Annotated in this window: 26 protein-coding genes; 14 read left to right on the top strand and 12 right to left on the bottom strand. The window is 60.9% G+C overall.

The genetic code is table 11. From position 1 onward, the window contains the following. The coding region (locus tag L6D74_RS29060; RefSeq protein WP_236191533.1) for a general secretion pathway protein GspC at window positions 1–321 on the bottom strand (321 nt) is incomplete at its 3' end. 133 nt (window positions 322–454) lie between these two features. Here L6D74_RS29060 and gspH point away from each other — a divergent pair. After that, window positions 455–907 carry a type II secretion system minor pseudopilin GspH gene (gene gspH, locus L6D74_RS29055; protein ID WP_192551879.1) on the top strand — a complete coding sequence of 151 codons (453 nt, stop codon included), beginning with the start codon at window positions 455–457 and terminating at the stop codon, window positions 905–907. After that, entirely contained in the window at window positions 904–1,512 is a 609-nt protein-coding gene (locus tag L6D74_RS29050; protein ID WP_236191531.1) for a prepilin-type N-terminal cleavage/methylation domain-containing protein, read from the top strand. The genes gspH and L6D74_RS29050 overlap by 4 nt, the downstream gene beginning before the upstream one ends. Window positions 1,513–1,651: 139 nt before the next feature. On the opposite strand, the gene L6D74_RS29045 is transcribed toward L6D74_RS29050, so the two are convergent. The 3 genes from L6D74_RS29045 to L6D74_RS29035 are packed head-to-tail and all read right to left on the bottom strand — an operon-like array spanning window position 1,652 to window position 3,846. Then, on the bottom strand, window positions 1,652–2,590 hold the full coding sequence (locus tag L6D74_RS29045; protein WP_236191529.1) for a FecR family protein: 939 nt from the start codon (window positions 2,588–2,590) through the stop codon (window positions 1,652–1,654). 33 nt (window positions 2,591–2,623) lie between these two features. Beyond that, window positions 2,624–3,175, bottom strand: a complete 552-nt coding sequence (locus tag L6D74_RS29040) for an RNA polymerase sigma factor (RefSeq protein ID WP_064597192.1) — start codon at window positions 3,173–3,175, stop codon at window positions 2,624–2,626. Continuing rightward, window positions 3,172–3,846 carry an STN domain-containing protein gene (locus L6D74_RS29035; RefSeq protein ID WP_236191535.1) on the bottom strand — a complete coding sequence of 225 codons (675 nt, stop codon included), beginning with the start codon at window positions 3,844–3,846 and terminating at the stop codon, window positions 3,172–3,174. Before L6D74_RS29035 ends, L6D74_RS29040 begins: the two co-directional genes overlap by 4 nt. A 195-nt stretch (window positions 3,847–4,041) precedes the next feature. On the opposite strand from L6D74_RS29035, the gene L6D74_RS29030 reads away from it, so the two are divergent. Beyond that, window positions 4,042–4,386, top strand: coding sequence for a hypothetical protein (locus L6D74_RS29030; protein ID WP_085648453.1), 345 nt, complete (start codon window positions 4,042–4,044; stop codon window positions 4,384–4,386). Here L6D74_RS29030 and L6D74_RS29025 read toward each other — a convergent pair whose 3' ends face one another. After that, the gene (locus L6D74_RS29025; RefSeq protein WP_236191527.1) at window positions 4,387–4,827 is read right to left on the bottom strand and encodes a carboxymuconolactone decarboxylase family protein; all 441 of its coding nucleotides are present in this window, start codon (window positions 4,825–4,827) and stop codon (window positions 4,387–4,389) included. A gap of 311 nt (window positions 4,828–5,138) precedes the next feature. On the opposite strand from L6D74_RS29025, the gene pdxR reads away from it, so the two are divergent. From pdxR to L6D74_RS29005, 4 genes are all read left to right on the top strand, one after another. Next, window positions 5,139–6,575, top strand: a complete 1,437-nt coding sequence (gene pdxR / locus L6D74_RS29020; RefSeq protein ID WP_236191524.1) for a MocR-like pyridoxine biosynthesis transcription factor PdxR — start codon at window positions 5,139–5,141, stop codon at window positions 6,573–6,575. Between the two features lie 120 nt (window positions 6,576–6,695). Then, entirely contained in the window at window positions 6,696–6,989 is a 294-nt protein-coding gene (locus tag L6D74_RS29015; protein ID WP_039773274.1) for a putative quinol monooxygenase, read from the top strand. A 158-nt stretch (window positions 6,990–7,147) separates the two neighbouring features. Beyond that, window positions 7,148–7,567: a cupin domain-containing protein gene (locus L6D74_RS29010; protein ID WP_236191523.1), complete on the top strand. Its 420-nt coding sequence runs from the start codon at window positions 7,148–7,150 to the stop codon at window positions 7,565–7,567. Between the two features lie 241 nt (window positions 7,568–7,808). Further along, the gene (locus tag L6D74_RS29005; protein ID WP_236191522.1) at window positions 7,809–8,522 is read left to right on the top strand and encodes an ATPase; all 714 of its coding nucleotides are present in this window, start codon (window positions 7,809–7,811) and stop codon (window positions 8,520–8,522) included. A 70-nt stretch (window positions 8,523–8,592) separates the two neighbouring features. On the opposite strand, the gene L6D74_RS29000 is transcribed toward L6D74_RS29005, so the two are convergent. After that, window positions 8,593–13,479: an NAD-glutamate dehydrogenase gene (locus tag L6D74_RS29000; RefSeq protein ID WP_221397512.1), complete on the bottom strand. Its 4,887-nt coding sequence runs from the start codon at window positions 13,477–13,479 to the stop codon at window positions 8,593–8,595. 516 nt (window positions 13,480–13,995) lie between these two features. On the opposite strand from L6D74_RS29000, the gene L6D74_RS28995 reads away from it, so the two are divergent. The 7 genes from L6D74_RS28995 to L6D74_RS28965 all read left to right on the top strand — a co-directional run bounded on the left by L6D74_RS28995 (window position 13,996) and on the right by L6D74_RS28965 (window position 21,476). Further along, on the top strand, window positions 13,996–14,349 hold the full coding sequence (locus tag L6D74_RS28995) for a hypothetical protein (protein ID WP_085648449.1): 354 nt from the start codon (window positions 13,996–13,998) through the stop codon (window positions 14,347–14,349). Between the two features lie 281 nt (window positions 14,350–14,630). Beyond that, window positions 14,631–15,590: an AAA family ATPase gene (locus L6D74_RS28990; protein ID WP_011334589.1), complete on the top strand. Its 960-nt coding sequence runs from the start codon at window positions 14,631–14,633 to the stop codon at window positions 15,588–15,590. A gap of 5 nt (window positions 15,591–15,595) precedes the next feature. Continuing rightward, window positions 15,596–16,540 carry a DUF58 domain-containing protein gene (locus L6D74_RS28985; protein WP_007959332.1) on the top strand — a complete coding sequence of 315 codons (945 nt, stop codon included), beginning with the start codon at window positions 15,596–15,598 and terminating at the stop codon, window positions 16,538–16,540. Beyond that, window positions 16,537–17,034 (top strand): DUF4381 domain-containing protein, encoded by a 498-nt coding sequence (locus L6D74_RS28980; protein ID WP_039766825.1) that lies wholly within the window; start codon window positions 16,537–16,539, stop codon window positions 17,032–17,034. The genes L6D74_RS28985 and L6D74_RS28980 overlap by 4 nt, the downstream gene beginning before the upstream one ends. Beyond that, a complete protein-coding gene (locus tag L6D74_RS28975) occupies window positions 17,027–18,106 on the top strand; it encodes a vWA domain-containing protein (RefSeq protein ID WP_236191520.1) in 1,080 nt (359 codons plus the stop codon). The genes L6D74_RS28980 and L6D74_RS28975 overlap by 8 nt, the downstream gene beginning before the upstream one ends. After that, window positions 18,103–19,839: a vWA domain-containing protein gene (locus tag L6D74_RS28970; RefSeq protein ID WP_236191519.1), complete on the top strand. Its 1,737-nt coding sequence runs from the start codon at window positions 18,103–18,105 to the stop codon at window positions 19,837–19,839. The genes L6D74_RS28975 and L6D74_RS28970 overlap by 4 nt, the downstream gene beginning before the upstream one ends. Continuing rightward, on the top strand, window positions 19,836–21,476 hold the full coding sequence (locus L6D74_RS28965; RefSeq protein WP_236191517.1) for a BatD family protein: 1,641 nt from the start codon (window positions 19,836–19,838) through the stop codon (window positions 21,474–21,476). The genes L6D74_RS28970 and L6D74_RS28965 overlap by 4 nt, the downstream gene beginning before the upstream one ends. An 18-nt stretch (window positions 21,477–21,494) precedes the next feature. Here L6D74_RS28965 and L6D74_RS28960 read toward each other — a convergent pair whose 3' ends face one another. The 6 genes from L6D74_RS28960 to L6D74_RS28935 form a co-directional block, all read right to left on the bottom strand. Then, window positions 21,495–21,764 (bottom strand): hypothetical protein, encoded by a 270-nt coding sequence (locus L6D74_RS28960; protein ID WP_236191516.1) that lies wholly within the window; start codon window positions 21,762–21,764, stop codon window positions 21,495–21,497. A gap of 108 nt (window positions 21,765–21,872) precedes the next feature. Next, on the bottom strand, window positions 21,873–22,226 hold the full coding sequence (locus tag L6D74_RS28955; protein ID WP_085610531.1) for a hypothetical protein: 354 nt from the start codon (window positions 22,224–22,226) through the stop codon (window positions 21,873–21,875). Between the two features lie 72 nt (window positions 22,227–22,298). After that, window positions 22,299–22,544: a DUF7957 family protein gene (locus tag L6D74_RS28950; protein ID WP_476748351.1), complete on the bottom strand. Its 246-nt coding sequence runs from the start codon at window positions 22,542–22,544 to the stop codon at window positions 22,299–22,301. A gap of 44 nt (window positions 22,545–22,588) precedes the next feature. Then, window positions 22,589–23,008: a hypothetical protein gene (locus L6D74_RS28945; protein WP_143491836.1), complete on the bottom strand. Its 420-nt coding sequence runs from the start codon at window positions 23,006–23,008 to the stop codon at window positions 22,589–22,591. Further along, entirely contained in the window at window positions 23,005–23,388 is a 384-nt protein-coding gene (locus L6D74_RS28940; RefSeq protein ID WP_236191513.1) for a contact-dependent growth inhibition system immunity protein, read from the bottom strand. The genes L6D74_RS28945 and L6D74_RS28940 overlap by 4 nt, the downstream gene beginning before the upstream one ends. Beyond that, window positions 23,385–23,882, bottom strand: a complete 498-nt coding sequence (locus L6D74_RS28935; RefSeq protein ID WP_064597228.1) for a hypothetical protein — start codon at window positions 23,880–23,882, stop codon at window positions 23,385–23,387. The genes L6D74_RS28940 and L6D74_RS28935 overlap by 4 nt, the downstream gene beginning before the upstream one ends. Window positions 23,883–24,087 lie beyond the last annotated feature (205 nt).

The raw sequence follows: 24,087 nt of genomic DNA, 5'->3' as shown, positions 1-24,087 counted from the left end.
CAACTTCACCCCAGGACTCAACCGCTCCCCCTGCAAAAAGCTCCTCGGCGGTCCGTCGTTGAGGCTGAGTATCGCCACCGCCCCCCGACTCCCCGCCATCACCCCACTGACCTTGATCTCCACCGGCGCCGTGCGATTGGAAAACCACTGCAACGCAGGATTATCACTACGCGCCGCGAGCAATTGCGGCGTAGCCGCCGGGGTGTGGGATTCGGCGGTGGTCAGGAGCAGGGATGACCAGGTGGCGATGCCGACCAGGGCGGTCAGCAGTGCGGCGGCCTGGATGATTTGGGGGGGGGAAAAGCGTGCGGTGTATCTCATGGGCTGAATCTCCTTTTAGTCCCGGTGACCAGACTACGCGGCAATTCTCACGGTTTTATTTCACACGCCTTACATGTTGGCCGTGCAGGATGGTTTTTTGGGACGGGGCTGGACGCAAGGGAGTGCGCATTCGATGAACCGGTGCAGGCAGCAGGGTTTTACGCTGATCGAGTTGATGGTGGTGTTGGTGATCATCGGCATCGCCAGTGCGGCGATCAGTTTGAGTATCAAGCCCGATCCGTTGCAGTTGCTGCGCAAGGACGCCGAGCGCGTGGCGCAGTTGCTGCAGATTGCCCAGGCTGAGGCCCGCGCCGATGGCCGGCCGATTGCGTGGTTGAGCGATGGCAAGGGGTTTCGGTTCAGTCGGCGCAGTGACAGTGGCAAGGGGTTTGATCATTTCGATCAGGACCCGCAGTTGCGGCCGCGTCCCTGGCAGAGTCCGAAGCTGGAGGTGCGGGTGGAGCCCAAGCAGAAAGTGGTGCTGAACGCGGAGTGGATCAATCCGCCGCTGCAGTTGACGCTGTCTGACGGGCTCAATCGGTTGAGTGTGCTGCGCGATGCTTCGGGCCGGATTAGCGTGCAATGAACAAACAACAAGGTTTTACGCTGATCGAGGTGATGGTCGCGATTCTGCTGATGGCGGTGGTCAGTCTGATTGCCTGGAAGGGGCTGGACAGTGTCACCCGCGCCGACAGCCATTTGCAGGCCAGTGGTGAGCAGAGCGACAGCCTGTTGCGGGCGTTGAATCAGATGCAGCGGGATGTGGAGATGCGCGCCGGGATCGAGCTGACGGAGCCGAAGAAGGTCGGCGCTGAGGATGAACCGGCGACGGCGCCGCCAGCCGTTACGGTGCGCAGCAGTGACAGCAAGGGGTTTCGGCTGGACATCATTCGTAGCGCGGCGGATCAGCCGGGGGCGTTGCAGCGGGTGCGCTGGTGGCTCAAGGGGGACACGTTGTATCGCGCGGTGGCGCCGGCGCGTAGTCGGTATCCGTTGCCGGCGCCTACGGCTGGGGTGGCGGTGTTGGGTGAGGTGAGTGATTTGCAGGTGCGGGTTTGGGAGATGGATAAGGGGTGGCGGCAGTTGAGCGGGAATCGGCGGGAGGATCCGTTGGGGTTGGAGGTGCGGTTGACTCGGGAGACGCCGCAGGGGGTGGAGAAGTATCGGCAGGTGATGGGGCCGTTGCAGTAGCGGCCGTCACCGTTGAACTTTGTGGGAGCCAGCCTGCTGGCGATGCGGTGGGTCAGGCAATGAGATGTCGGATGTGCTGGCCTCATCGCCAGCAGGCTGGCTCCCACAGGGTTTTAGGGTGTTTGTGGGTGTTGTGTAGTTAGCTGAGGACGACTACGCCGCCCGGCAACTCGGTGCATTTGACGCCGTAGGCGTCGCGGATCAGTGCGCCGACGCCGGCCAGTTGATCGAGGGAGAAACGCGCCTGCACGCGGCGCTGGCCGAGTTCGCGGTTGAGCAGCAGCAACATGCCTGGGCGGTAGCGGTTGATCTCGTCGATCATCTGGCTCAGCGTCGCACCGTTGAACACCAACACCTGCTGCCGCCAGTTCATCACCACTGCGGTGTCGACGCTTTGCACGGTGCCGACCTGTTGCGCGTCATAGGTCAATTGCTGGCCCGGCTCCAGGCGAAGGCTGCGGCCTTCAACTTCCACATCCACCGCGCCATCCAGGCATGTCACGCACACCTGTTGATCGAGGTTACGCAAGTTGAACCGCGCCCTGCTCGCCCGCAACCAACCGCCCCCGGCCTGCATCGCCATCGGCAACCGCGCGGTCTGCACTTCGACTTCGCCGCTGACCAGTTCAAAGCCTTGCACGCCCTCATCCACCGAACGCTGGTTGATGCGGGTCTGGGTGTTCAGTTCCAGGCTCAAACCATCGGCCGGTTCGACCCGGCGTTGCTGGCCGACCTCGGTGATGTAATCGGCACCGAGCCCGGAGAACCCGCCCGGTATCGTGCCGCGCACCAACAGGAACGCCGCCGACGCGGCAATCGCGCCGCCGAGAAACGCCCGGCGTCCGAATCGGCGTGGTGCCTGCGTCGCTTCCGCCGCCGGTTGCAGCAGGTGCCACAACGCCTTGCACTCTTCGAAGGCGCGGGCGTGTTCGGGGCTTTGCGCGCACCACTGGCGCAGCGCTCGGGCGTCGGCGACCGTGGCGCGGCCGGAGGTCAGCAGGATCAGCCAGTCGCGGGCTTCGCTTTGCAGACGCTCGGCAGGCGTGGGCTCGGCAGGTGTCAGACGGAAGATGTTCAAACGCGCAGGTACTCGACGGGTTGATCGGGAGCTTCATTCACTAGACGGTTTTCCGGCCCCGCGACCGAACCGCTGAAACACTTTTCTTTCCAGTTTGGCCGCGCAGTGTCCGAGGGCAGCCTTAATTTCCTTTTCGACCATGCGCGTGGAGATGCCAAAACGCTGGGAGATTTCCAGGTGCGGCGCTTCTTCCAGCCGTGCGGCGATGAAGATCCGGCGGCGCCGGGCCGGCAGTTCGTAAAGGGCGCTTAGCAGGGACTGGATTTCCTTTTGCCCGCCCACGACGCGCATCGGGTCCAGCGCTTCGTCGCTGACTTGCAGCAGTTCTTCGACTTCACTGCCGGTGAGCAATCGCGCATCGGCCTGGCGGCGGTCGGCAGCGATGTTCAGGGCCATGCGATAGAGGTAGGCGTTGGGGCGCAGCAGGTTAGGCGGCGTTTCCATGCGGTCGACCCGCAGGTAGGTTTCGTGCAGCACGTCGTTGGCCAGGTCCTCCGAGCCGAGACGGCGTCGCAGGCGCACCCGAAAGTCCTCGTAGGACGTCAGGAACAGCTGGACCATCGAACTTTGTCCGGCGTCTTTCATCCCCCGGAAACTCCTTCCCATTGTGTGCATTCCATGCGCTTTCCTGACGATTCGGGTAACAACAGCAACGTGACTGGCTGGCGCAATGCGCCGGGTGTGGGCCGGTCGATCTTGAGCGTGTGAAAACTGTCTACTAGCGCTGCATCGCGCCGAACATCGCCGGTCGAGGTGACCAACCGGTTGTGCTGCACCACGCCGTCGCGGCCGATCCACAGTTGCAACACCGCGCGAAAACTGCCGGGCCGGGTCAGCGGCGAACGGCACAGGTTGCGTTCAATCGCGGCCTGCACCGCCGTGGCGTAACTACGGTTGACCGCTGCGCTGGCGGGGGTCGGTTTCTCCGCCGGCATCGGCACTTCCTCGACTTGCGCAACCTGCAAGGTGAACGCGTCGTCGCGGCTGTACTTGGCCATCAAGCCGCTGCCGCCGAGCATCCGGCGCAATGCTTCGGCAGCAGTGAATTCGCCTTCCACTGCCAACGAGCGTCGACCGCGACTCAACTGGCTGTCGACCAGCACCGCCATGCCGGTGGCGCGGCTGAACTGTTCGAGGGCGCGGGCCAGTTCCTGGGCCGGGATGTGCAGCGTCATGCGCAACGTCGCCGGCACCGGGTCGGCACCTGCGCGGCTCAGAAACAAGCCAAGCAGCAGCCCCAGACAGAGCTGGCGCATGAGCGCTGAGCGCACAACATCCTCCCTGGCACGGCCTCGCTGCACGGCTGATGTATTCCTGAAAACCGTCATCCTGAGGGCTGTTTATGAATCTGGTGTGACGGCCACTGCAAAAAAACCATCACGGGATCGGCGCCGCCGTTGCACTAGACTCTGGAGCTAGAGCGGCCCCTTCGGGCCGGCCAGGAGGCAGGCATGAAATCAGTCTGGAAAGTCGTCTTCGGCGGGTTGTTGCTGACGGTGTTGGGCGGTGCGCACGCGGAGCAGCCGCTGGGCTGCGTCGAGGTGACGGTGGGTGGCTACAAGGCGCCGAATTACGACTGCCTGAGCCAGCAGATGGGTAATAACCCCGACGGCGCGGCGGCTGCGCAGAAGAATCAGGAAGCGATGAATGTACCGGTCAACAAGCGCCCGCCGAATCAGGTGGGGCTGGCGACGCCGGCGGCCACCAGTACGCGGATGGGCAACACGTTTGGCACGTCGGTGAAACCGCAGCGGCCGCCCGTGAATACCGGCGCTTCACCGCTGCTGGGCAAGTGATCAGTCGCTGGGGATCTGGCGGAAGCTCACCGCCAGACGATTCCAGCTGTTGATGGTGCTGACGGCCATGGTCAGGTCCACCAGTTCCGTCTCGTTGAACTGTTCCCGCGCCTGCTGGTAAACATCGTCAGGCACCCGGCTATCCGCCAGCAGCGTCACCGCCTCGGTCCAGGCCAGCGCCGCACGCTCGCGCAGGTTGAAGAAGCCGCTGTCGCGCCAGACTGCGATGGCGTACAAGCGTCGATCCGTCTCCCCGGCCCGTCGCGCCTCAACCGAATGCATGTCGGTGCAGAACGCGCAGCCGTTGAGTTGCGAGGCGCGGATCTTGATCAGGTGCAGCAGCGACGGTTCGATGCTCAGGTTGCTGGTCAGCGCTTCCAGGCCAATCATCGCTTTCATGGCTTTGGGCGATGCACTGTAGTAATCCAGACGCGGGGACATGGGCGGGCCTCGGGCAGCAGAAGAGTGATTTCACGGTAGGCGCTGGTTGGGCAACGTTACAGCCCCAATTCCACGAAAAAATGGCAGACCATTTCCCCCGAGCCAAACACGACACCTGTGGGAGCGGGCTTGCTCGCGAAGGCGGTGTGCCAGTCGATTTTTTGTTGCCTGACACGCAGCCTTCCGCAGCAAGCCCGCTCCCACAAGGGTAAGTGACCAATTCGATATTTTTGCTCTACGCAACTACTGCCCCGTAAACAAACGGGAGTAATCTGGCCGGCACACTCAATCACCCGGAGCGCCCCGTCGGTATGGAACTGCATGTCGTGATCAATGGCCGCAAGGATCTGGCCGGTCAGTTGTACCAGCAACTGCGCGGCGCCATTGAATCCGGGCGCCTAGCCGCCGGCACCCAGTTGCCGCCCAGCCGTTTGCTCGCCGAGCAGTTGGGGATCTCGCGCAAGACCATTTCCGACACCTACGCGCAACTCACCTACGAGAATTTCCTCACCGGCGTGATCGGCAAAGGCACTTACGTCAACGCCCGTTCGACGCCGGTGCAGCGCAAACAAAGCCATTGCGAACTGGCCAGTTCTGAAGTAATCGAGAGCTGGCGCAATCTGCCGGTGTTCCTGCGGCATCCAACGCTTGAAGGCTCGCTGCGCTACGACTTCATCGGCGGCGCCACCAGCAAGGGCCAGTTTCCCCAGGATGACTGGCGCCGCTGCGTCTCTCACGCGCTGCGGCAGATGGCCAATTCCAAAGGTTTCTACAGCGTGCCGGAAGGCCTGCCGGCGCTGCGCAATGCGATTGCCCGGCACATCGCGTTTTCCCGTGGCGTGAATTGTCAGGACGAGGACATCGTGGTCTGCAACGGCGCGCAACAGGCGCTGGACCTGATCACCCGCGTGCTGATTCGCCCCGGCAGTCTGGTGGCGATGGAAGATCCCGGCTACCCGCCGGCGCGGCTGCTGTTCGGCACTCACGGGGCGACGGTGGTCGGCGTGCCGGTGGATGCCGAGGGCATTCAGGTCGAGCGGATTCCCGAGGGCACGCGGCTGATCTACGTGACGCCGTCGCACCAGTTCCCGCTGGGCATGCCGATGAGCCAGGCGCGGCGCGAAGCCCTGCTGGAACGGGCCCATGAGCTCGGCGCGATCATCATCGAGGACGACTATGACAGCGAGTTCCGCTACGAGGGCCGCCCGACCGATTCGCTGCACAACCTCGATCAGCGCGGCATCGTCGCCTACGTCGGCACCTTCTCGAAAACCCTGCTGCCAGAGCTGCGGCTCGGCTACGCGATCCTGCCGCCGGCGATCCTCGAAGCGGTGATCCGCGCCAAGCAGCTCACCGATCTGCACGCCTCTACCCTGCCCCAATGGGCGCTTGCCAAGTTCATCGCCGAAGGCTGTCTGCTCAAGCACATCCGCCGCTGCCATACCATTTATGCCCAGCGCCGCGAGCGGATTCTGGCGCGCATGGCCACCGACCTGTCGCCGTGGCTGGAAGCCGTGCCGCCCAGCGCGGGGTTTCACATGGCGGTGTTCTGCAAGGTGCCGATCGACTTGCCGCTGGTGATCGAACTGGCGAAAAAGGTCGAAGTCGGGCTGTACGCCATCGATGGCTTCTATTACCAGCAGCCGGCCAGAAGCGGGATGTACTTCGGTTTCGGCGCCATCGAGACGCTGGACATCGACATCGCGCTGGACCGCCTGCGCGACATACTGCAACAGGTCGTTGGTTAAATTGGCCTAAACGATTAACCGCCGATTGGTTATTGGTGATCCGGGGGTGCAGGCCTATTCTGCACAAGCGTTATCCCTCAGTGAGCAGGATTCGTCCGGCCTGATTCAGGAGTGTGAGCAATGTCCAACGAAGTGATCAACACCGTACAGGTGCAGGCTGCCGCCGGCCGATCGGAGGAGCTGGGCAAGCAGTTGCAGAAGATCGTCGAAACCCTGCGCCAGACGCCGGGCTGCGATTCCTACATGGTCGACCGCTGCCCCGAGGACAGCCACCGCTGGACGGTCAGCGCCCGCTGGCAGTCGGAAGCGGCGATGCAGGCGCATTTCAACCGGCCTGAGGCTCAGGGGTTTATTGACTTGATCGACAGTCGTCTGGCCAATAGCGTGGATTTCAATAGCTTTCCTATCGTTTGACTTACTGACGCCATCGCTGGCAAGCCAGCGATGGCGTATTTGAATGCGCTGATATCCCCCAGATTGGTCACCCGAACTTCCCGAATATTGGCCGTTTGAATACCCCGGCACGCGGACTACTGTGATCACCGACTCCCCCACTTCATCAGGTGATCACCATGAAAATCCTGCACTTGCTTGCCGCCCCGCTCGCCGCTCTGGCCCTCACCATCAGCGCTTCGGCACTGGCCCACGGTACCGATTCCCCGTCCGAGAAAATCTCGGTGCTGCAGGACCAGATGCTGAAAAACGTCCCGGGCAAAAAAGCCATGATGATCGAAGTCGATTACAAACCCGGCCAGTCCTCGATCGCCCACAAACACGACGGCACCGCCATGGCCTACGTGCTCGAAGGCGAGATCGTTTCCCAGGTCAAAGGTGAGCAACCGATCACCTACAAGAAAGGCCAGTACTGGTACGAGCCGGCCGGTTCCGAGCATTTGATCTCGAAAAATGCCAGCAAGAGCAAACCGGCCAAGTTGCTGGTGTTCATGGTGCTCTCGCCGGACGAGCAAGTGCTGATCCCATTGAAAAACTGATGGTTGTTTAACCAGCCATAAATGAAAGGCGGAAATTTTTGATTTGCGCCTTTTTTATTTCTCGCGGCAATTAATCAAGAAGGCTTACAGCCAATAAAACTATTGCATGACAGTCATTCAGCAAATTGTCAGGTTGTTTTCAGTTTGGCGGGAGTAGTCTGAGGCAACTGTCGCCGGTTCAATTTGATCAACCTCGACACCTCTGACTTTCCGACTGAAGTTGCTTCACGGGAGACTCACCATGAAACTTGCATTTGCCAGTACTCTGGCGATATCGGTTTTAGCCGTGTCAGCCTGTTCTGTTCCAACCGCTCCGAAAGCGGTTTCCTCCCTCGATACGCTGTTCAACCAACCGGTGGGACGCAGCAGCGCCACCCAGGTCAAAAGCGGTCCCGGTATCTCGCTGGGTGTCATCTACAGCCCAAGCACCCAGGCCAACCGCGACTATTTGCGCAACTACCAGGCCAACGCCGGCACCGGTTTCGGCCAGAGCCTGCTGGTGCAGCCGATCCATGACGCCTACGTCGCCACTTCAAAACCGGACATGGCGGTGGATTGGGTGAAAGCCTCGCTGCAACGCCAGTTCGGCTCGGTCACGGTGTACCCGGACATGCAAAGCCTGCGCGCGGCCAACCCGGATGTGATGGCGATCGTCGACACGCACAGCCAGTTGATTACGTCGCGCAGTTCGAACATCAAGGCGGATGTGAGTGCGGATTTTTATGATGGGAAGTTCAACTATATCGGGACGGCCAAGGGGTCTGAGGCAAAAGAATTGACGCCGGTCTGGGCGGACTTCAAGCGTTCAGAGGAGATTATTGCGGATATTAATCAGCAACAGGAAGTTCAGGTTCGGGCGTTGCAGAAGTTTGACCAGTCGCTCAGTAATTTGCTGACCAAGCCGGCAGATAAAGTGTCGATGCTTGATAACAAACAAGGACATAACTTGCAGTAACGAGAAAACCATCAGGCAAAAAAAAGCCCCAGCATCTCACAATGCAGGGGCTTTTTCATTCAACGGTTACTCAAGCAAGCTCAAGCTCCGCCGTCGCCGCAGCAGGCACGACCGCCTGACCGCTCAGCGCCACGTCGTTCAGCTCACGGTTGGCCACCGCGTACATGGCGTAGTCGGTGCCGCTGGCGGCACGGATTTCCACCAGCATGGCGCGCCAGCGCTGGATCATCGCGTCGTGTTGCGCCATCCACAGCGCCAGACGCTCTTCGACGTCCAGGTTACCGCCGCCCGCTTGCAGAACGGCGATGGTGATCGCGCGTTGCTGCCAGTCGACGTCGTCGCGGAACGCTTCACGGGCCAGGGCCTGCCAGTTGTTTTCAACCGGCAAGGCGCTGATCTGCGAAATGTACCAGGTGATGTCCAGCGCGCTGCCCACGGCGAAGTACGCCTTGGCCACTTCGGCTGGATCCTGACCGGTCACGTCGGCGGCTTCGATGATCGGCAGCAGCGTGTAGAGGTGGGTAGTACCCGCCACCATACGCGCCAGCAGTTCCGGTACACCAGCGGCGACGTACGCCTGATAGCGCGCCTGCCAGTTTTCTCGGATTTCGCCGCTCAACAGTTCGTCCAGCTTCAGGCCCAGCTCTTTGAGGTGCGGACCGAAATGCGCGACGTCACGGGCAGCGTTCTGCTCGTTGCGGCGGGCACGCAGGAACCAGCGCGTGGCGCGACGGCCCAGGCGCATCAGCTCGTCCATCAGCTCCAGCTGCACGTCAGCGGAAACCTGGTAGTCCAGCGCTTCGATCTGACGGAACCAGTGCGGGAGGTGGAAGATGTCGCGCACGATCACGTAAGCGCCGGCCACGTTCGCCGGGGTCATGCCGGTCGACTCTTTGAGCCGCTGAACGAAGGTGATGCCCATGTGGTTGACCAGATCGTTGGCGATCTGGGTGCTGACGATCTCGCGCTTCAGGCGGTGACGACGCATGGCTTCGGAGAACTTGCTGACCAGGGTCGGCGGGAACGCCGTTTCCATGTCGCGGGTCAGGTAATCGTCGTCCGGCACCAGGGAGCCCAGCAGCTGCTCCTTGAGGTCGATCTTGCTGTACGAGATCAGCACCGACAGCTCTGGACGCGTCAGGCCATGGCCTTCGGCAACGCGTTCGGCCAGTTGCTCTTCGGTCGGCAGGAACTCGATGGCGCGATCCAGCTTGCCACGGCCTTCCAGGTCGCTCATCAGACGCTTGTACTCGGCGATCCGCGCGTAAGCACGGCGGGCCGCCAGGGACAGGGCCTGAGTCTGCTTGTAGTTGTTGCCCAGCACCAGACCACCGACTTCGTCGGTCATGCTCGCCAGCAACTGGTTGCGTTGCTTGTCGGTCATGTCGCCGGCCTGAACCACTTCGTTCAGCAGGATCTTGATGTTCACTTCGTGGTCGGAGCAGTCCACGCCACCGGCGTTGTCGATGAAGTCGGTGTTGGAACCGCCGCCATTGAGACCGAATTCCACACGACCCAGTTGGGTCATGCCGAGGTTACCGCCCTCGCCCACCACTTTGCAGCGCAGTTCGTTGCCGTTCACGCGCAGCGCATCGTTGGCCTTGTCGCCGACATCGGCGTGGCTTTCGGTGCTGGCTTTGACGTAAGTACCGATACCGCCGTTCCACAGCAGATCCACCGGTGCCTTGAGCAAGGCATTCAGCAGTTCGGTCGGGGTCAGCTTGTCGGCCTGGATGTCGAAGCGCTCTTTCATCTGTGGCGAGATGGCGATGCTCTTCGCGCTGCGCGAGAAGATGCCGCCGCCTTCGGACATGATGCTGGTGTCGTAGTCGGACCAGGCCGAACGCGGCAGGTCGAACATGCGTTGACGCTCGGCGAAGCTGGTGGCCGGATCCGGATTCGGATCGATGAAGATGTGCATGTGGTTGAACGCGGCAACCAGTTGCAGCTTGTCGGACATCAGCAGGCCGTTACCGAACACGTCACCGGCCATGTCACCCACGCCGACCACCGTGATGCTGTCTTCCTGGACATTGATGCCGCGCTCGCGGAAGTGGCGCTGTACGCCGACCCACGCGCCCTTGGCGGTGATGCCCATTTTCTTGTGGTCGTAACCGGCCGAACCACCGGACGCGAACGCGTCACCCAGCCAGAAGCCGTAATCGATGGCAATGCCGTTGGCGATGTCGGAGAAGGTTGCAGTGCCCTTGTCCGCCGCGACCACCAGGTACGGGTCATCGTCGTCATGCCGCACGACGTTGGCCGGCGGTACCAGTTTGCCGTCCTTCAGGTTGTCGGTGATGTCCAACAGGCCCGAGATGAAGATGCGGTAGCAGGCGATGCCCTCGGCCGCAATCTCGTCACGGCTGCCGCCCAGTGGCAGGCGACGCGGCAGGAAGCCGCCCTTCGCACCTACTGGCACGATGACCGAGTTCTTCACTTGCTGGGCTTTTACCAGGCCGAGGACTTCGGTACGGAAGTCTTCTTCGCGGTCGGACCAGCGCAGACCACCACGAGCGACGTTGCCGAAGCGCAGGTGCACGCCTTCGACCCGTGGCGAGTAAACGAAGATTTCGAACTTCGGCACCGGTTTCGGCAGCTCAGGGATCAAGTGCGGGTTGAACTTGAAGCTGAAGTACGACTTGTTCTGGCCGTTGGCGTCGGTCTGGTAGAAGTTGGTGCGCAGGGTCGCTTTGATCAGGTCCAGGTAACGACGCAGGATGCGGTCTTCGTTGAGGACCTGAACGTCGTCCAGCGCTGTCAGGATCGCCTGTTCCAGACGTTGTTGCTTGTCGTCCAGATCATCGCTGCCCAGCTTGCGGGCCAGATAGAAACGGGTCTTGAACAACCGGGTCAGTTCACGAGCGATGTCGGTGTGGTTGTTCAGGGTGCTGGCGATGTAACCGAGGTCGAAGCCCAGGCGGATCTGCTTCAGGTAACGGGCGTAGGCACGCAGCAGCGCAACGTCGCGCCATGGCAGGCCGGCGGTCAGCACCAGACGGTTGAACGCATCGTTCTCGGCATCGCCACGGACGATGTGGACGAACGCGTCCTGCAGGGTGTCGTTGAGTTGCTGGATGTCCAGTTCCAGGCCTTCGGCGGCGGTGAACGCGAAGTCGTGAATCCAGAACTCGCGGCCGTTGGTGTGACGCAGACGGTACGGGAATTCACCGAGCACGCGCAGGCCGAGGTTTTCCAGGATCGGCAGTACGTCGGACAGGGCCAGCGGGGTATCGGCGTGATACAGCTTGCAGTGCAGCTCGCGTGGGCCGGAGGCCAGCGGCTGGTAGAAGCTCATGGCCAGCGGCTTCTTCTCGCTCAGATTGAGCAAGTGCTGCATGTCGACCACGGCCGAATGCGCAGCGAAACGCTCGCGGTAGCCGGCCGGGAAGCCTTTCGGGAAGTCGGCCAGCACGTTGGTGCCGTTGGCTTCGCCGAAGGTTTCGACGGTCAGTGCAGCGTAGTCGTCCTGCCAGCTGCGGCAGGCCTGGATCACTTCGTTTTCCAGTTGCAGCGGGTCGATGTCGATGCGGTTTTTCGGGTCGACGCGCAGGATCAGTTGCACGCGGGCCAGCACGGACTCGGAGAAGAACGTCCAGAATTCGCAGTCGGAAGCTTTCAGGCGCTCCATCAGCACTTGCTGGATCTTCTGGCGAACTTCGGTGGAGTAGATGTCACGCGGCACGTAGGCCAGGCAGTAGCAGAAACGACCGTACGGGTCTTTGCGCAGGAACACGCGGATCTTGTTGCGTTCCTGAATCTGCACGATCGACATCACGGTGCTGAACAGTTCGTCGACCGGAGTCTGGAACAGGTCGTCACGCGGCAGCACTTCCAGAACCTGTGCCAGTTCCTTGCCCAGGTGAGCCTTGGACTGGAAGCCGGAACGGCGCTCGATTTCCTCGACCTTGCGGCGGATGAACGGAATGACACGCACGCTTTCGCCATACACCGAAGAGGTGTACAGGCCCATGAAGCGGTGTTCCTTGATCACTTTGCCGTCGGCATCGATTTCGCGAATCGACACGTAGTCCGGGTAGGCCGGACGGTGCACGCGGCTCGGATGCGCGGCCTTGGCGAACGACAGCAGTGTCGGTTCGCGCAGGTAGTTCACGGCATAGTCTTCGATGTGGCGGTCTTCGTTGGTCAGACCGGTGCGCAGCATCTTGGTCAAGCCGAGGAAGGAGTTCTGGTCGTATTCGATATGGCCACCATCGGCCTGATCGACAACGGTGAACTCTTCGTAACCAAGGAAGGTGAAGTGGTTGCCCACCAGCCATTCCAGGAAGCTCTTGATTTCGTTCTTTTCGTCGGCATCGACGGCGAATGCGCTGTTATCGAGCTTGGTGAGGATTTCCTGCACCTTGGCCTTCATCGGCTCGAAATCGGCGACCGCGACGCGGACTTCACCCAGGACCTGTTCCAGTTCCTTGGACAGCACATTCAATTCGGCCGCGTTGGCGCAGCGGTCGATTTCCAGGTACATCAGCGACTCGTGCAGCACGCCTTCGCCGGTGGTGCCTTTTGGCAGGATTTCCAGCAACTCGCCCTTGCTGCCACGACGCACGCTCAGCACGGTGGTCTGCAGGGTGTGGATGCTGTAGCCGCGACGGTTCAGCTCGGTACGCACCGAGTCCACCAGGAACGGCAAGTCATGGTGCAGCACTTCGACCGCGGTGTGGGTCGACTGCCAGCCGTGACGTTCGTAATCGGGGTTGTAGACGCGCACTTGCGGTTGCGCGTGATCGAAGCGCTCAAGCAGGCGCCACGCAGAAAGAGTACAGCCAGCGAGGTCGGAGAGGCGACGTTGGGTCAGCTCGTCCAGGGAAATGATGCCGAAGAATTGTTCAGCGAACAGCGCCACTTGTGGCAGTGCCTGTTCACTGATGTGCTGCGCCAGTGCCGCTTGCAGTTGGTGCTGGAAGTCGGCTTTGCTGGCTGCGGTGAAGAACGCCATCTGTGGTACTCCGCTTGGGCTTGTTATTGATGGAAAGCGTCGCGTGCAAAACCCCTTTCGGGGCGTTCCGTCGCCCTGTTCCTGATTCTCGGGCAGAGGAAACAGGGTGACAGGTGGGTGAAGCTGGACGAGACACTCAGGTCACATTCACCTTCCATGAATGGGCATCTGCAAAAACGACTGTCTGGCGCCGCTCGCGGGGCCCTGGCAATGCCTTTACGGGTGCTCATCCGTTGCGCAGCTTAATGGGTGCGACAATGTGTCTGCTTGCGGTGCTGCGACATATTCGGTCATTGGCACGTAAACCAAGGCCCGCGCATCGGTAAACACTAGCATTCATGGGGCGGAACGCCGGTCTGAATCCCCGTTTTTACGGTACAGGCGTGCCAGGAATGACCATTGACCTGTGTCGCGTTCACGACACATCCTCTGACACTCTCACATGCAGAAATTCCCGGGGGCTGGCAGAATCGCGCCCAATTGCGACCAACACGCCCGCCGAGGCAGGAATTCCCCATGCAAATGACCACCGCCCTTTTGATCGTCAACCCGTGCGACGACGAAGAAGACAACATGGCCATGCTCTGCTGCCACAGCGACAAGGGCGACATGTTCCTGATGAGCCGTTACCCGGACGAGGATGAGCTGGAGATCACCCTGGATGGCGAGCCGTCCACGCTCGATGGCGTCAAGGTCACGCTGACCAGGACACTGCTGAAGATCGAAATCGCGGCGGCAGATGCCGATGCTTTAAACGGGGATGATGTGCTGGAAATCACCTTCAACCCGGACATGGTCGATCTGGCCGAGGTCGAGGAAACCCTGAAGAACATTCTTGATGGCACCGGGACCTTCATTAGCGAAGTTTAATGGCGTCTGCACTGGCCCAATCGCGAGCAGGCTCGCTCCCACAGTGGACCGTGTCTTACTGACAGAACGCGGTCACTGTGGGAGCGAGCCTGCTCGCGATAGGGCCCGAAAGAACACCGCACCTCCCCCGCCCTACAAAAATTCCAACAATTGCCCCGGTCATTTCGCGCACTTTGCGCAAAATGCCGTTAGTCGCCACCCCCTGCGATGGATTAAAGTAACGCCCCCAGCCCCGGCGTTATCCGAACGCCTGTGGCCACCCTTTCCAGGAACAGTCATCGATGGAACATCGTGAAGCGCTGCTGGCGCTGCGAACCTTTCTTTCAACGCAGATTCTCGGCCAGGAAAAACTCATCGAGCGCTTGCTCATCGCCCTGCTCGCCGACGGCCACATGCTGGTCGAGGGCGCTCCGGGTCTGGCCAAGACCAAAGCGATCAAAGAGCTCGCCGAGGGCATCGAAGCCCAGTTCCATCGCATCCAGTTCACTCCGGACCTGCTGCCGGCCGACATCACTGGCACCGAGATCTATCGCCCGGAAACCGGCAGTTTCGTGTTCCAGCAAGGGCCGATCTTCCACAACCTGGTGCTGGCGGACGAAATCAATCGCGCCCCGGCCAAGGTGCAATCAGCCTTGCTCGAAGCCATGGCCGAACGTCAGGTCAGTGTCGGGCGCAGCACTTACGAGTTGTCGCCGCTGTTCCTGGTGATGGCCACGCAGAACCCGATCGAGCAGGAAGGCACCTATCCGTTGCCCGAAGCCCAGCTCGACCGCTTCCTGATGCACGTGAAAATGGGTTTCCCGGACGCGGCCGTCGAACGCCGGATCCTGCAACAGGCCCGGGGCGAAGCCCTCAACGGCGAAACCAAGCCCGAACGCCGGGTCAGCCAGCAGGCGATCTTCGCCGCGCGCAAGGAAATCCTCGGGCTGTACATGGCGGACGCCGTGGAGGAATACCTGGTGCAACTGGTCATGGCCACGCGCAACCCGGCCAAGTTCGACCCGGAAATGGCCGAGTGGATCGCCTACGGCGCCAGTCCGCGTGGCTCCATTGCCCTCGACCGCTGCGCCCGCGCCCACGCCTGGCTGGCCGGTCGCGACTTCGTCAGCCCGGAAGACATCCAGGCGGTGCTGTTCGACGTGTTGCGTCACCGCATCATTCTGTCGTTCGAGGCCGAAGCCGCTGGTATCGACCAGGATCGGGTGGTGCAACGGATTCTCGACGTCGTAGCCGTCGCTTGACCTCGATGAACGCCTCCCTGCCGTCCGAACCGGGCATCCGCATCAGCCTCGCCGAGCTGATCGAGATGCGTCACCGCGTGCGCGAAGTGCAGCTGTTTTCCACGCCGAGCCAGCGCAGCCCGTTGATCGGCCTGCATCACTCGAAATTCCGTGGTCGCGGCGTCGACTTCGATCAGGTGCGGGTCTATCAGGCCGGCGACGACGTGCGCACCATCGACTGGCGCGTGACGGCACGGACTCAGGAACCGCACACCAAGCTGTTCCATGAAGAACGCGAACGGCCGATTTTCATCATGGTCGAGCAAAGCACGCGGCTGTTTTTCGGCTCCGGGCTGATGTTTAAATCGGTGCTCGCGGCGCAGGCTGCGGCACTGATCGGCTGGGCGGCGCTGGGCCACAACGACCGGGTTGGCGGGCTGGTGTTCGGCGATAACGAGCATTACGAAATCAAACCACGGCGCAGCAAGCAAAGCCTGTTGCAGCTGCTCAACCGGCTGGTGAAGGTCAACCAGTCGCTGCACAGCGAGCGGGAGCCGGATCGCGATGCATTTGGCGTAGCGTTGCGCCGGGCCCGCGAGGTGCTGCGACCGGGCAGTCTGGTGATCGTGATCTGCGACGAGCGCGCACTGTCCGACAGCGCCGAGCAGCAATTGAGCCTGCTGTCGCGCCATTGCGACCTGTTGATGCTGCCGCTGTCCGATCCGCTGGATCACGCCCTGCCCGCCGCCGGACTGCTGAGGTTCGCCGAGCGCGGCGCGCAGCTGGAACTCGACACCCTGAACTTCGATCTGCGCCAGACCTACCGCGCCCAGGCCGAGGCGCGGATCGCTCGCTGGGAATTGCTCGCGCAGAAGCTGCGCGTGCTGCTGATGCCGCTGAGCACTCAGAGCGAAATGGTCGAGCAAATGCGCGAGTTCCTTAACCCGCAACGTCCGGGGAAAGGTCGATGAACGGCCTCGAACAACTGCAGCCGCTGATCTCCCCGCCACCGATCGCCTTCTGGCCGCCGGCACCGGGCTGGTGGCTGCTGCTTTTGCTGTTGCCGGTGATCGGGTTTGCGGTCTGGCGGCTGCGGCGTTTCATTCCGATCAAGAAAAAACCGGTCGTGCGCGCCGAACTGCCGCTCGACCCGGTGCGCATCGCTGCACTCGCCGAACTGGCGCAGATGCCCAAACCCTACGACGGCGCCCCGGCCGGCGCCTGGCTGCAGCAGCTCAACGGCCTGCTCAAGCGCCTGTGCCGCAACCACTACCCCTACAGCCAGAGTCATACCCTCAACGGTCGCAAATGGCTGGCGTTTCTCGACAACCGTTGCCCCGCCGCCGGCCTGACCCGCTGGATGGTGCTTGTCGAAGGCGCCTACAAACCCGAGTGCAAACTCGACGACAAAGCCATCGCCGGCCTGACCCAGGCAGTCGACACCTGGATCCGCAAACATGTTTGAGTTCGCCTGGCCGTGGATCTTTCTGCTGTTGCCGCTGCCGTGGCTGATGCGCCTCTTGCTGCCGGTGGCCGACAGCGGCGAGCCGGCGTTGAAAGTGAGCTTCCTGGGCGACCTCGAAGGTCTCGCCCGCCGTCGCGCCCGCGCCAACCTGCCGGCCTGGCGCCAACAGGCGCCGTTTCTGTTGTTGTGGCTGATGTTGCTGACCGCCGCCGCACGCCCGCAATGGCTCGGCGAACCGCTGCCGATTGCCGCCAGCGGTCGTGATCTGCTGGTGGCCGTGGACGTGTCCGGCTCGATGGATTTCCCGGACATGCAATGGAACGACGAAGACGTCAGTCGCCTGTCGCTGGTTCAGCATTTGCTCGGTGATTTTCTCGAAAGCCGCGACGGCGACCGGGTCGGCCTGATCCTGTTTGGCAGCCAGGCTTATCTGCAAGCACCCCTGACGTTTGACCGGCGCACCGTTCGGGTCTGGCTCGATGAGGCGCGGATCGGCATCGCCGGCAAAAACACTGCGATTGGTGACGCCATCGGTCTGGCCCTGAAGCGCCTGCGCATGCGTCCGGCCCAGAGCCGGGTGTTGATTCTGGTCACCGACGGCGCGAACAATGGCGGCGAAATCGACCCGCTGACCGCCGCAAAACTGGCCGCCAGCGAAGGCGTGAAAATCTACCCGATCGGCATCGGCGCCGATCCCGAAGAAAGCGGCGCCACGGCGTTGCTCGGCGGCAACCCGACCCTCGATCTCGACGAACCAGCACTCAAGGCCATCGCCGAGGTCACCGGCGGGCGTTACTTCCGCGCCCGCGACGGTAAGCAGTTGCAAGCGATCAAAGACACCCTCGATCAGCTCGAACCGGTGACTCAGCAACCGACCCAGGCCCGCCCGGCGCAGGCGTTGTATCAATGGCCGCTGGCATTCGCGCTGCTGCTGAGCATTTTGCTGGTGGCCCGCGTGTTGTGGCCGGACAACCCGCTGCAACGGCTGTTCACCAAGGAGCTGTATCTGCAAAGCCCCCTGCCTGACTGGCGCGAGCGCCTCAAGCGCCTGCGTTTGCGGAGGCGCCGATGATCGCCCTGTGGCCGCACTGGTTCCGTCCCTGGTGGCTGTTGCTGCTGCCGTTGCTCGGCTGGCTGATCTGGCAGCTCTGGCACCGGCAGAAGCGCGCGGGTCGCTGGCAGATGATCCTGCCGCCGGCCTTCCACGCCACGTTGCTCAGTGGCGGCAGCGGTCGTGACAGCAAGTTGCCGTGGGTCGCCCTGAGCGTGGCTTGGCTGCTGACGATTCTGGCGTTGCTCGGGCCGAGTTGGGAACGGGTCGAACAGACCAGCCAGAAACCCGCCGATCCGTTGGTGGTGGTGCTGGAGCTGACCCCGGAAATGCTCGCCACCGATTCGCCACCAACGCGACTGGAACAGGCCCGACGCAAGCTGTTCGACCTGTTGCAGGTGCGCAGCGACGCCCAGACCGCCATCGTCGTTTACGCCGGCAGCGCCCATACGCTGGTGCCGCTGTCGGATGACCTGGCGACCAGCCGCAACCTGCTCGACGCGCTCAAGCCTTCGCTGATGCCGGAAAGCGGCCATCGCGCCGATCTGGCGGTGAGCAAGGCGCTGGCGCTGCTCAAGCAGGGTGCGTTGGGTCAGGGGCGTATTCTGCTGATCGGCTCTTCGCTGTCGGAAGAAGAACGCCAAGGCATTCGCCATGCACTCAGTGGCCAATCGGCGCAGTTGTTGATGCTCGGTGTCGGCACCGCCGAGGGCGCGCCGATTGCTCAGGAAGACGGCAGCTTCCTCAAGGATGCCCAGGGCGCAATCCGCGTGCCGCAACTCGACAGCGTAGGCCTCGGCGCATTCCTCAACGCGGTCGGCGGCGAGTACCGCAGCGCACGGCTGGATGAATCCGATCTGGGCGACCTCGGCCTGCTCGATGGCCCGCGCAGCCTGCGCGACGATGGCCAGACCGTGCGCCTCGACACCTGGGCCGATCAGGGTTACTGGCTGCTGTTGCCGCTGTTGTTGCTCGCCGCGTGCGCCGGGCGGCGTGGCTGGCTGTTCTGCCTGCCGCTGCTGCTGGCATTGCCGCAACAGAGCTACGCCTTCGACTTCGAAGACCTGTGGCTGCGTCCCGATCAGCAAGGCCTGCATCTGCTCAAACAGAAGCGCCCGGCCGAAGCGGCGAAGCATTTCGAAGATCCGCAATGGCAAGGGGTGGCGTTGTACGAGGCCGGCGACTACAGTGGCGCCGCTCAGCGTTTCGCCGAGGGCAATGACGCCCACGCCCACTACAATCGTGGCAATGCCCTGGCCAGAAGCGGCGAGCTGGAAGCGGCGCTGGATGCCTACGAACAGGCCCTGGAACGTCAGCCGGATCTGCGTCCGGCGCTGACCAACAAGGCGCTGGTGGAAAACCTGCTGAAACAGAAAAACGCCCCGCCGCCGGCCGAACCGCAAGACAAACCGGCGCAGCCAAACATACCGGGCGATGAACCACCGCCACAGACCGCACCACCACCAGCGGTCAAAAGCGAAACGCACAGCGAGCCGCAGACCGGCGAATCCGCCAGCGAACCGCCACCGACCACCCCGCCGCTGCCGGGTGCCAACGAGCTGCCGGACAGCGAACCGGGCGAGGAACACAACACCCCGCCGCTGCTGCGCCCCAATGAGGACACACTCGAAGGCGAGCAACAGCAGGCGCTGGAACAATGGCTGGGCAAGATCCCGGATGATCCGGGCGAACTGCTGCGACGCAAATTCTGGTACGAACAGCAACAACATCAGGATCAGGAAAACATTCGATGACCCGTTTCACCGCTCTCTTGCTGCCCCTGCTGATCTGCACGGCCACCGCCCAGGCGGCCGAGCTGGCGGCCAGTGTGGATCGCAGTCGCCTGAACTCCGGCGAGACGGTGGAACTCACCCTCGAATCCAACGATGTCACGCAGTTCGGCAAACCGGACCTGAGCCCGCTGGAGCCGCTGTTCGAAGTGCGCGGCACGCGTCAGGTCAACCAGTTGAACACCCTCAACGATGACAACCGCGCCACCACGCGCTGGATCATCACATTGCTGCCCAAGCAGAACGGCAGCGTTGAAATCCCGCCGCTGAAACTGGGCGACGTCGAGAGCCAGCCGATCACCGTGCAAGTGATCGAGAGCGACACCCGCGAAGAAAACAATGCCCGCGAACCGGTGTTCATCGAAGCCAGCCTCGACCAGACCAGCGTTTACGTGCAGGCCCAGGCCATCCTGACGTTGCGCATCTACCATTCGGTGTCGCTGTACGACGACAGCAGCCTGACGCCATTGCAGATCGCCGATGCGCGCATCGAGCAACTGGGCGACATGCGCACCTACGAAAAAGACATCAACGGCGTGCGCCATGGCGTGATCGAGATGCGCTATGCGATCTATCCGCAGCACAGTGGATTGCTGAGCATCGCCCCGCAAACCTTCAGCGCCACACTGGTCGATACCCAGCCCTCGCAGGACGCCACGGCGCAGGGGCCGAAACCGGGCAAACTGATGCACATCAGCTCCGCCGCGACTTCGCTGACGGTCAAACCCAAACCGATGACCTACCCCAGCGATGCGCCGTGGCTGCCGGCCCGCAGCCTGAGCTTGAGCGAAAGCTGGAACCCGGAGCCGGATCACACTCAGGTCGGCGACTCCCTGACCCGCAGCCTGACCCTCAAGGTCGAAGGCCTGGCCAGTTCGCAACTGCCCGCCCTGCCCGCCACCGAAGCCAACGGCCTGCGCCGCTACCCGGACCAACCGGTGCTGAACAACCAGAGCAGCGATCGCGGCCTGATCGGCAGCCGCGAAGAACGCGAAGCGCTGGTGCCGAGCCGCAGCGGCTCGATCGAGTTGCCAACGGTGGACGTGGTCTGGTGGAACACCTTCGAAGATCACCTGGAACACACCAGCCTGCCGGCGCGCACCCTGCAGGTGGCGAACAACCCGAGCCTGCAAGTCGACACCCCGGCAGGCAACGCGCAACCGCTCAGCGTCGCCGACAGCGAAGCCTTGTGGTGGTGGAAGCTCAGCACGTTCGTTTTCGCCTGCACCACCCTGCTCGGCTTCGGCCTCTGGTGGCGTGCCCGCTGGCAACCGGCAATCCTGCGCGCCGCCCAAACCGGCCCGAGCCCGCGCACCCTGCTCGACGACATCAAACGCGCCAGCCAGGCCAACGACCCCCACGCCACCCGCCAGGCCCTCGACGCCTGGGCCCGTCAGCAGCCGGAAACACTGGCGGACATGGCGGCGCGGTTTGTGCCGCTGTCGGATGCGCTCGATGGTTTGAACGGCGCGCTGTACAGCGAGACCGGGCAGCATTGGCAGGGTGAGGATTTGTGGCGGGCGATCCGGACGATTCCGACGGCGGAGCGGGTGCAGGATCCGGTTGGGGATAGTGGGTTGCCGCCGCTTTATCCGAAGTAAGATCGTCCCCGGCTTCGCTCAGTCGACGCCGGTAAAGTCCACATATACAGCCTGGACAATGGCGCCCTCCTCACCGATATCAGGTGCGTAGAACCGCAGACCCAAACGATCCACATTGAAGCCTGAATTAGTGAAAACCAGAAACTCACCCTGCCCTGTCAGAAACTGCTGAACGACGAGTACCTCTTCGCCTGCCAACCGCTGACCGCACCAGGTAAATTGAGCCCATTTCAAAAACTCAACGCCGACGACCATCAACGCTTTATCGAAGTAGACGTGCAGTCCCAAATCATCATATGCGTCGGTCGGGACAGGACAAAAAGCAAAAAGGGGACAGATTTATTTAATCAAATAAATCTGTCCCCATTTTTTCTAAAGCCCCCTTTCCTTTCACTTTCATGTCTTGTCGTAAACATAGTCGTCAGGTATTTCTTGCCACTCGGCTTCTCTGACCAGTGCATCGAAATCATCAAATATTCCTCTAAAAAAATTTGACAGATCCAAAAAACCCGTACGCGCCCTCCCCGCCGCCACACACAACTCAACGTCATCTTTATTTTTCAATGCTTGCGCGACTCTCGAAACATCGGACACAGCGTTACCCATCAATTCCGACAGTTCGTCATTCCAATTCAGCCTATAGTCGGCCGCCCAACTCTCAGCCTCGAAAGTGCCCCACTTTTCGGCAATCAAGTCAATCAACGTCTTTCGGAACACTTCTCCATCCTTCATCGCAACCCCTGCGGTCATTTATCGCCTTTTTCGCTTTTCGATCCTGAGCAACGAGTTTCCACTTTTATCTGGCTCATTGTCTGTTAGCACCTACTTCATAAACTCGCCAGGAACCGCCCTTCCCGTTTCGATATCAATCTCATACATACCACCATCCCATCTATAACCTTTAAGCCCCCTCTCATTGAGGATGATATTTGTGAAGGGACCTGCATGGGCGTCAAAGTCAGAAAAGACTTGCCAAACCCTACGACCGGCTTCATCTATTAAATAGATATTTCTCGAGCACTCAGCCTCATCGAAAAGTGATTCCTGCCCAAGTCGATCAATCAGCACAACACTCAAGGATTCTGCGACCTTAATTACTTTTGAAGTCCTCATCAGGCGCGATAAAGCTCTACATACACAGCCTCGACGATGGCGTCATCTTCTTCGAAGTCAGGCACGTAAAACTTCAAACCCATATCAACAACATCAAAACCCGAGTTGTTGAAAACCAGCGTTTGCCCTCGGCTTTTCAGAAACCGCTGTATCACCAGAGCGTCTTCACCGACCAGTTTCTGATCCCCCCAAACAAGCTCACTCCACTTTAAAAATTCAACACCAACGACAATGAAACTCTCATCAAAGTACATGTGAACGCCTAGATCATCATAAGCATCCGTCGGCACTGCCGAATCTTCAGTCTTGAAAAACTCATCAAACTTTCCACCAAGGGTCGCTCGGGACTGGTCTCGCGTCATACCAGCGCGAATCAATCCCAGATCACCGCGACCCAACAAGCTAAAAATCATAGTCATCTCAAGCAACCTGTCAGGGCTGAAGCAGCCTTTAACAGCTCAGCGTCAGCACTCAAGCGATTCACTTCGGCCATAGCTACAACAGCCTTGCGGGATGCTTCGACATTCTCGTGCCAATACACAGTTCTCAAACCCGCCAGCGCGACCAGCAATTCTCCGTCATATCTATCGCCTTCCAGGACGTCTTCGGTCAGTAAAGCGATGCCGATGGGCAACAATTCCCGCACATGCAAATCCTGCCTCAATGCACGACAGACATCTCCCACACTCAAGCAATCCAAGGGCGTATCGCGCACGGACAAATACCATTCATCCAACGATGAGAGCTTTACCGGGGGCCCGTAAACATCCGGTCCTTGCTCCAGGTCCCGAAACCTCATGCCTCGGCTCCCGGACTCAACGATCCAACCTGGTAGAAAGTAATATCCGGGCCATAGTTCTGCTCCGAGTTCGACACCTCTACACAAAACACCTTCTCTGGAAATTTTTCTTTCAGCACCATGCGCCACGCGAAACCGATCACATTGCACAATTGAAGAAACACGTCATCCGAAACACCAGCAGCAACCTGGCCAAAAACGTCATAGATCCTCACAACATTCAATAACTTTTCAGTCTTTGAAATATCACCAGAGGTAAGGCCAGAACACCTATCAAGCACTTCAGTCGAGAAATTCCGCGCTAAAAATACGCCACCCTCTTTCACCACAAAATCCGGGAAAAGCATTTTTGAAAACAACAGAATATGTTCGGGCTGGCATTGATCGAAGATGTACGAATAAACGTCCAGGCCTTCCTGATTCGACCACTGTTTTTTCCAGGAAAAATACGCTGGATTGTCAGTAACGGAAGGTATCGAATTAACCCGTTTCATTACGCTTGCTCCAGACTCTATGTCTCTGTGAGCTATCGTGGCGTGCGGGTTGAAGCACGACGAGTCGCCAGACCCCAAAAACGATATCAATATAGTGGCGCGATGGTAGGTAACCGGTGCCGAGTCGTCAATTAATGGGTTCACCGAGATCGCGGCCGCCATCTCCCGGACAAGCCTACCCGCCGCAATAATCTGTAAACTCTCC

It is taken from the genome of Pseudomonas pharyngis (assembly GCF_021602345.1).
Taxonomy (GTDB): Bacteria; Pseudomonadota; Gammaproteobacteria; order Pseudomonadales; family Pseudomonadaceae; genus Aquipseudomonas; species Aquipseudomonas pharyngis.
This window is presented reverse-complemented; position numbering and strand designations above follow the sequence as displayed.

Bases quoted from the DNA above. Each gene is read 5' to 3' on its own strand.
- gspH (WP_192551879.1), top strand. From the start codon at position 455: ATGAACCGGTGCAGGCAGCAGGGTTTTACGCTGATCGAGTTGATGGTG.
- L6D74_RS29050 (WP_236191531.1), top strand. From the start codon at position 904: ATGAACAAACAACAAGGTTTTACGCTGATCGAGGTGATGGTCGCGATT.
- L6D74_RS29040 (WP_064597192.1), bottom strand. From the start codon at position 3,175: ATGAAAGACGCCGGACAAAGTTCGATGGTCCAGCTGTTCCTGACGTCC.
- L6D74_RS29035 (WP_236191535.1), bottom strand. From the start codon at position 3,846: ATGCGCCAGCTCTGTCTGGGGCTGCTGCTTGGCTTGTTTCTGAGCCGC.
- L6D74_RS29030 (WP_085648453.1), top strand. From the start codon at position 4,042: ATGAAATCAGTCTGGAAAGTCGTCTTCGGCGGGTTGTTGCTGACGGTG.
- L6D74_RS29025 (WP_236191527.1), bottom strand. From the start codon at position 4,827: ATGTCCCCGCGTCTGGATTACTACAGTGCATCGCCCAAAGCCATGAAA.
- pdxR (WP_236191524.1), top strand. From the start codon at position 5,139: ATGGAACTGCATGTCGTGATCAATGGCCGCAAGGATCTGGCCGGTCAG.
- L6D74_RS29015 (WP_039773274.1), top strand. From the start codon at position 6,696: ATGTCCAACGAAGTGATCAACACCGTACAGGTGCAGGCTGCCGCCGGC.
- L6D74_RS29010 (WP_236191523.1), top strand. From the start codon at position 7,148: ATGAAAATCCTGCACTTGCTTGCCGCCCCGCTCGCCGCTCTGGCCCTC.
- L6D74_RS29005 (WP_236191522.1), top strand. From the start codon at position 7,809: ATGAAACTTGCATTTGCCAGTACTCTGGCGATATCGGTTTTAGCCGTG.
- L6D74_RS29000 (WP_221397512.1), bottom strand. From the start codon at position 13,479: ATGGCGTTCTTCACCGCAGCCAGCAAAGCCGACTTCCAGCACCAACTG.
- L6D74_RS28995 (WP_085648449.1), top strand. From the start codon at position 13,996: ATGCAAATGACCACCGCCCTTTTGATCGTCAACCCGTGCGACGACGAA.
- L6D74_RS28990 (WP_011334589.1), top strand. From the start codon at position 14,631: ATGGAACATCGTGAAGCGCTGCTGGCGCTGCGAACCTTTCTTTCAACG.
- L6D74_RS28985 (WP_007959332.1), top strand. From the start codon at position 15,596: ATGAACGCCTCCCTGCCGTCCGAACCGGGCATCCGCATCAGCCTCGCC.
- L6D74_RS28980 (WP_039766825.1), top strand. From the start codon at position 16,537: ATGAACGGCCTCGAACAACTGCAGCCGCTGATCTCCCCGCCACCGATC.
- L6D74_RS28975 (WP_236191520.1), top strand. From the start codon at position 17,027: ATGTTTGAGTTCGCCTGGCCGTGGATCTTTCTGCTGTTGCCGCTGCCG.
- L6D74_RS28970 (WP_236191519.1), top strand. From the start codon at position 18,103: ATGATCGCCCTGTGGCCGCACTGGTTCCGTCCCTGGTGGCTGTTGCTG.
- L6D74_RS28965 (WP_236191517.1), top strand. From the start codon at position 19,836: ATGACCCGTTTCACCGCTCTCTTGCTGCCCCTGCTGATCTGCACGGCC.
- L6D74_RS28955 (WP_085610531.1), bottom strand. From the start codon at position 22,226: ATGACCGCAGGGGTTGCGATGAAGGATGGAGAAGTGTTCCGAAAGACG.
- L6D74_RS28945 (WP_143491836.1), bottom strand. From the start codon at position 23,008: ATGACTATGATTTTTAGCTTGTTGGGTCGCGGTGATCTGGGATTGATT.
- L6D74_RS28940 (WP_236191513.1), bottom strand. From the start codon at position 23,388: ATGAGGTTTCGGGACCTGGAGCAAGGACCGGATGTTTACGGGCCCCCG.
- L6D74_RS28935 (WP_064597228.1), bottom strand. From the start codon at position 23,882: ATGAAACGGGTTAATTCGATACCTTCCGTTACTGACAATCCAGCGTAT.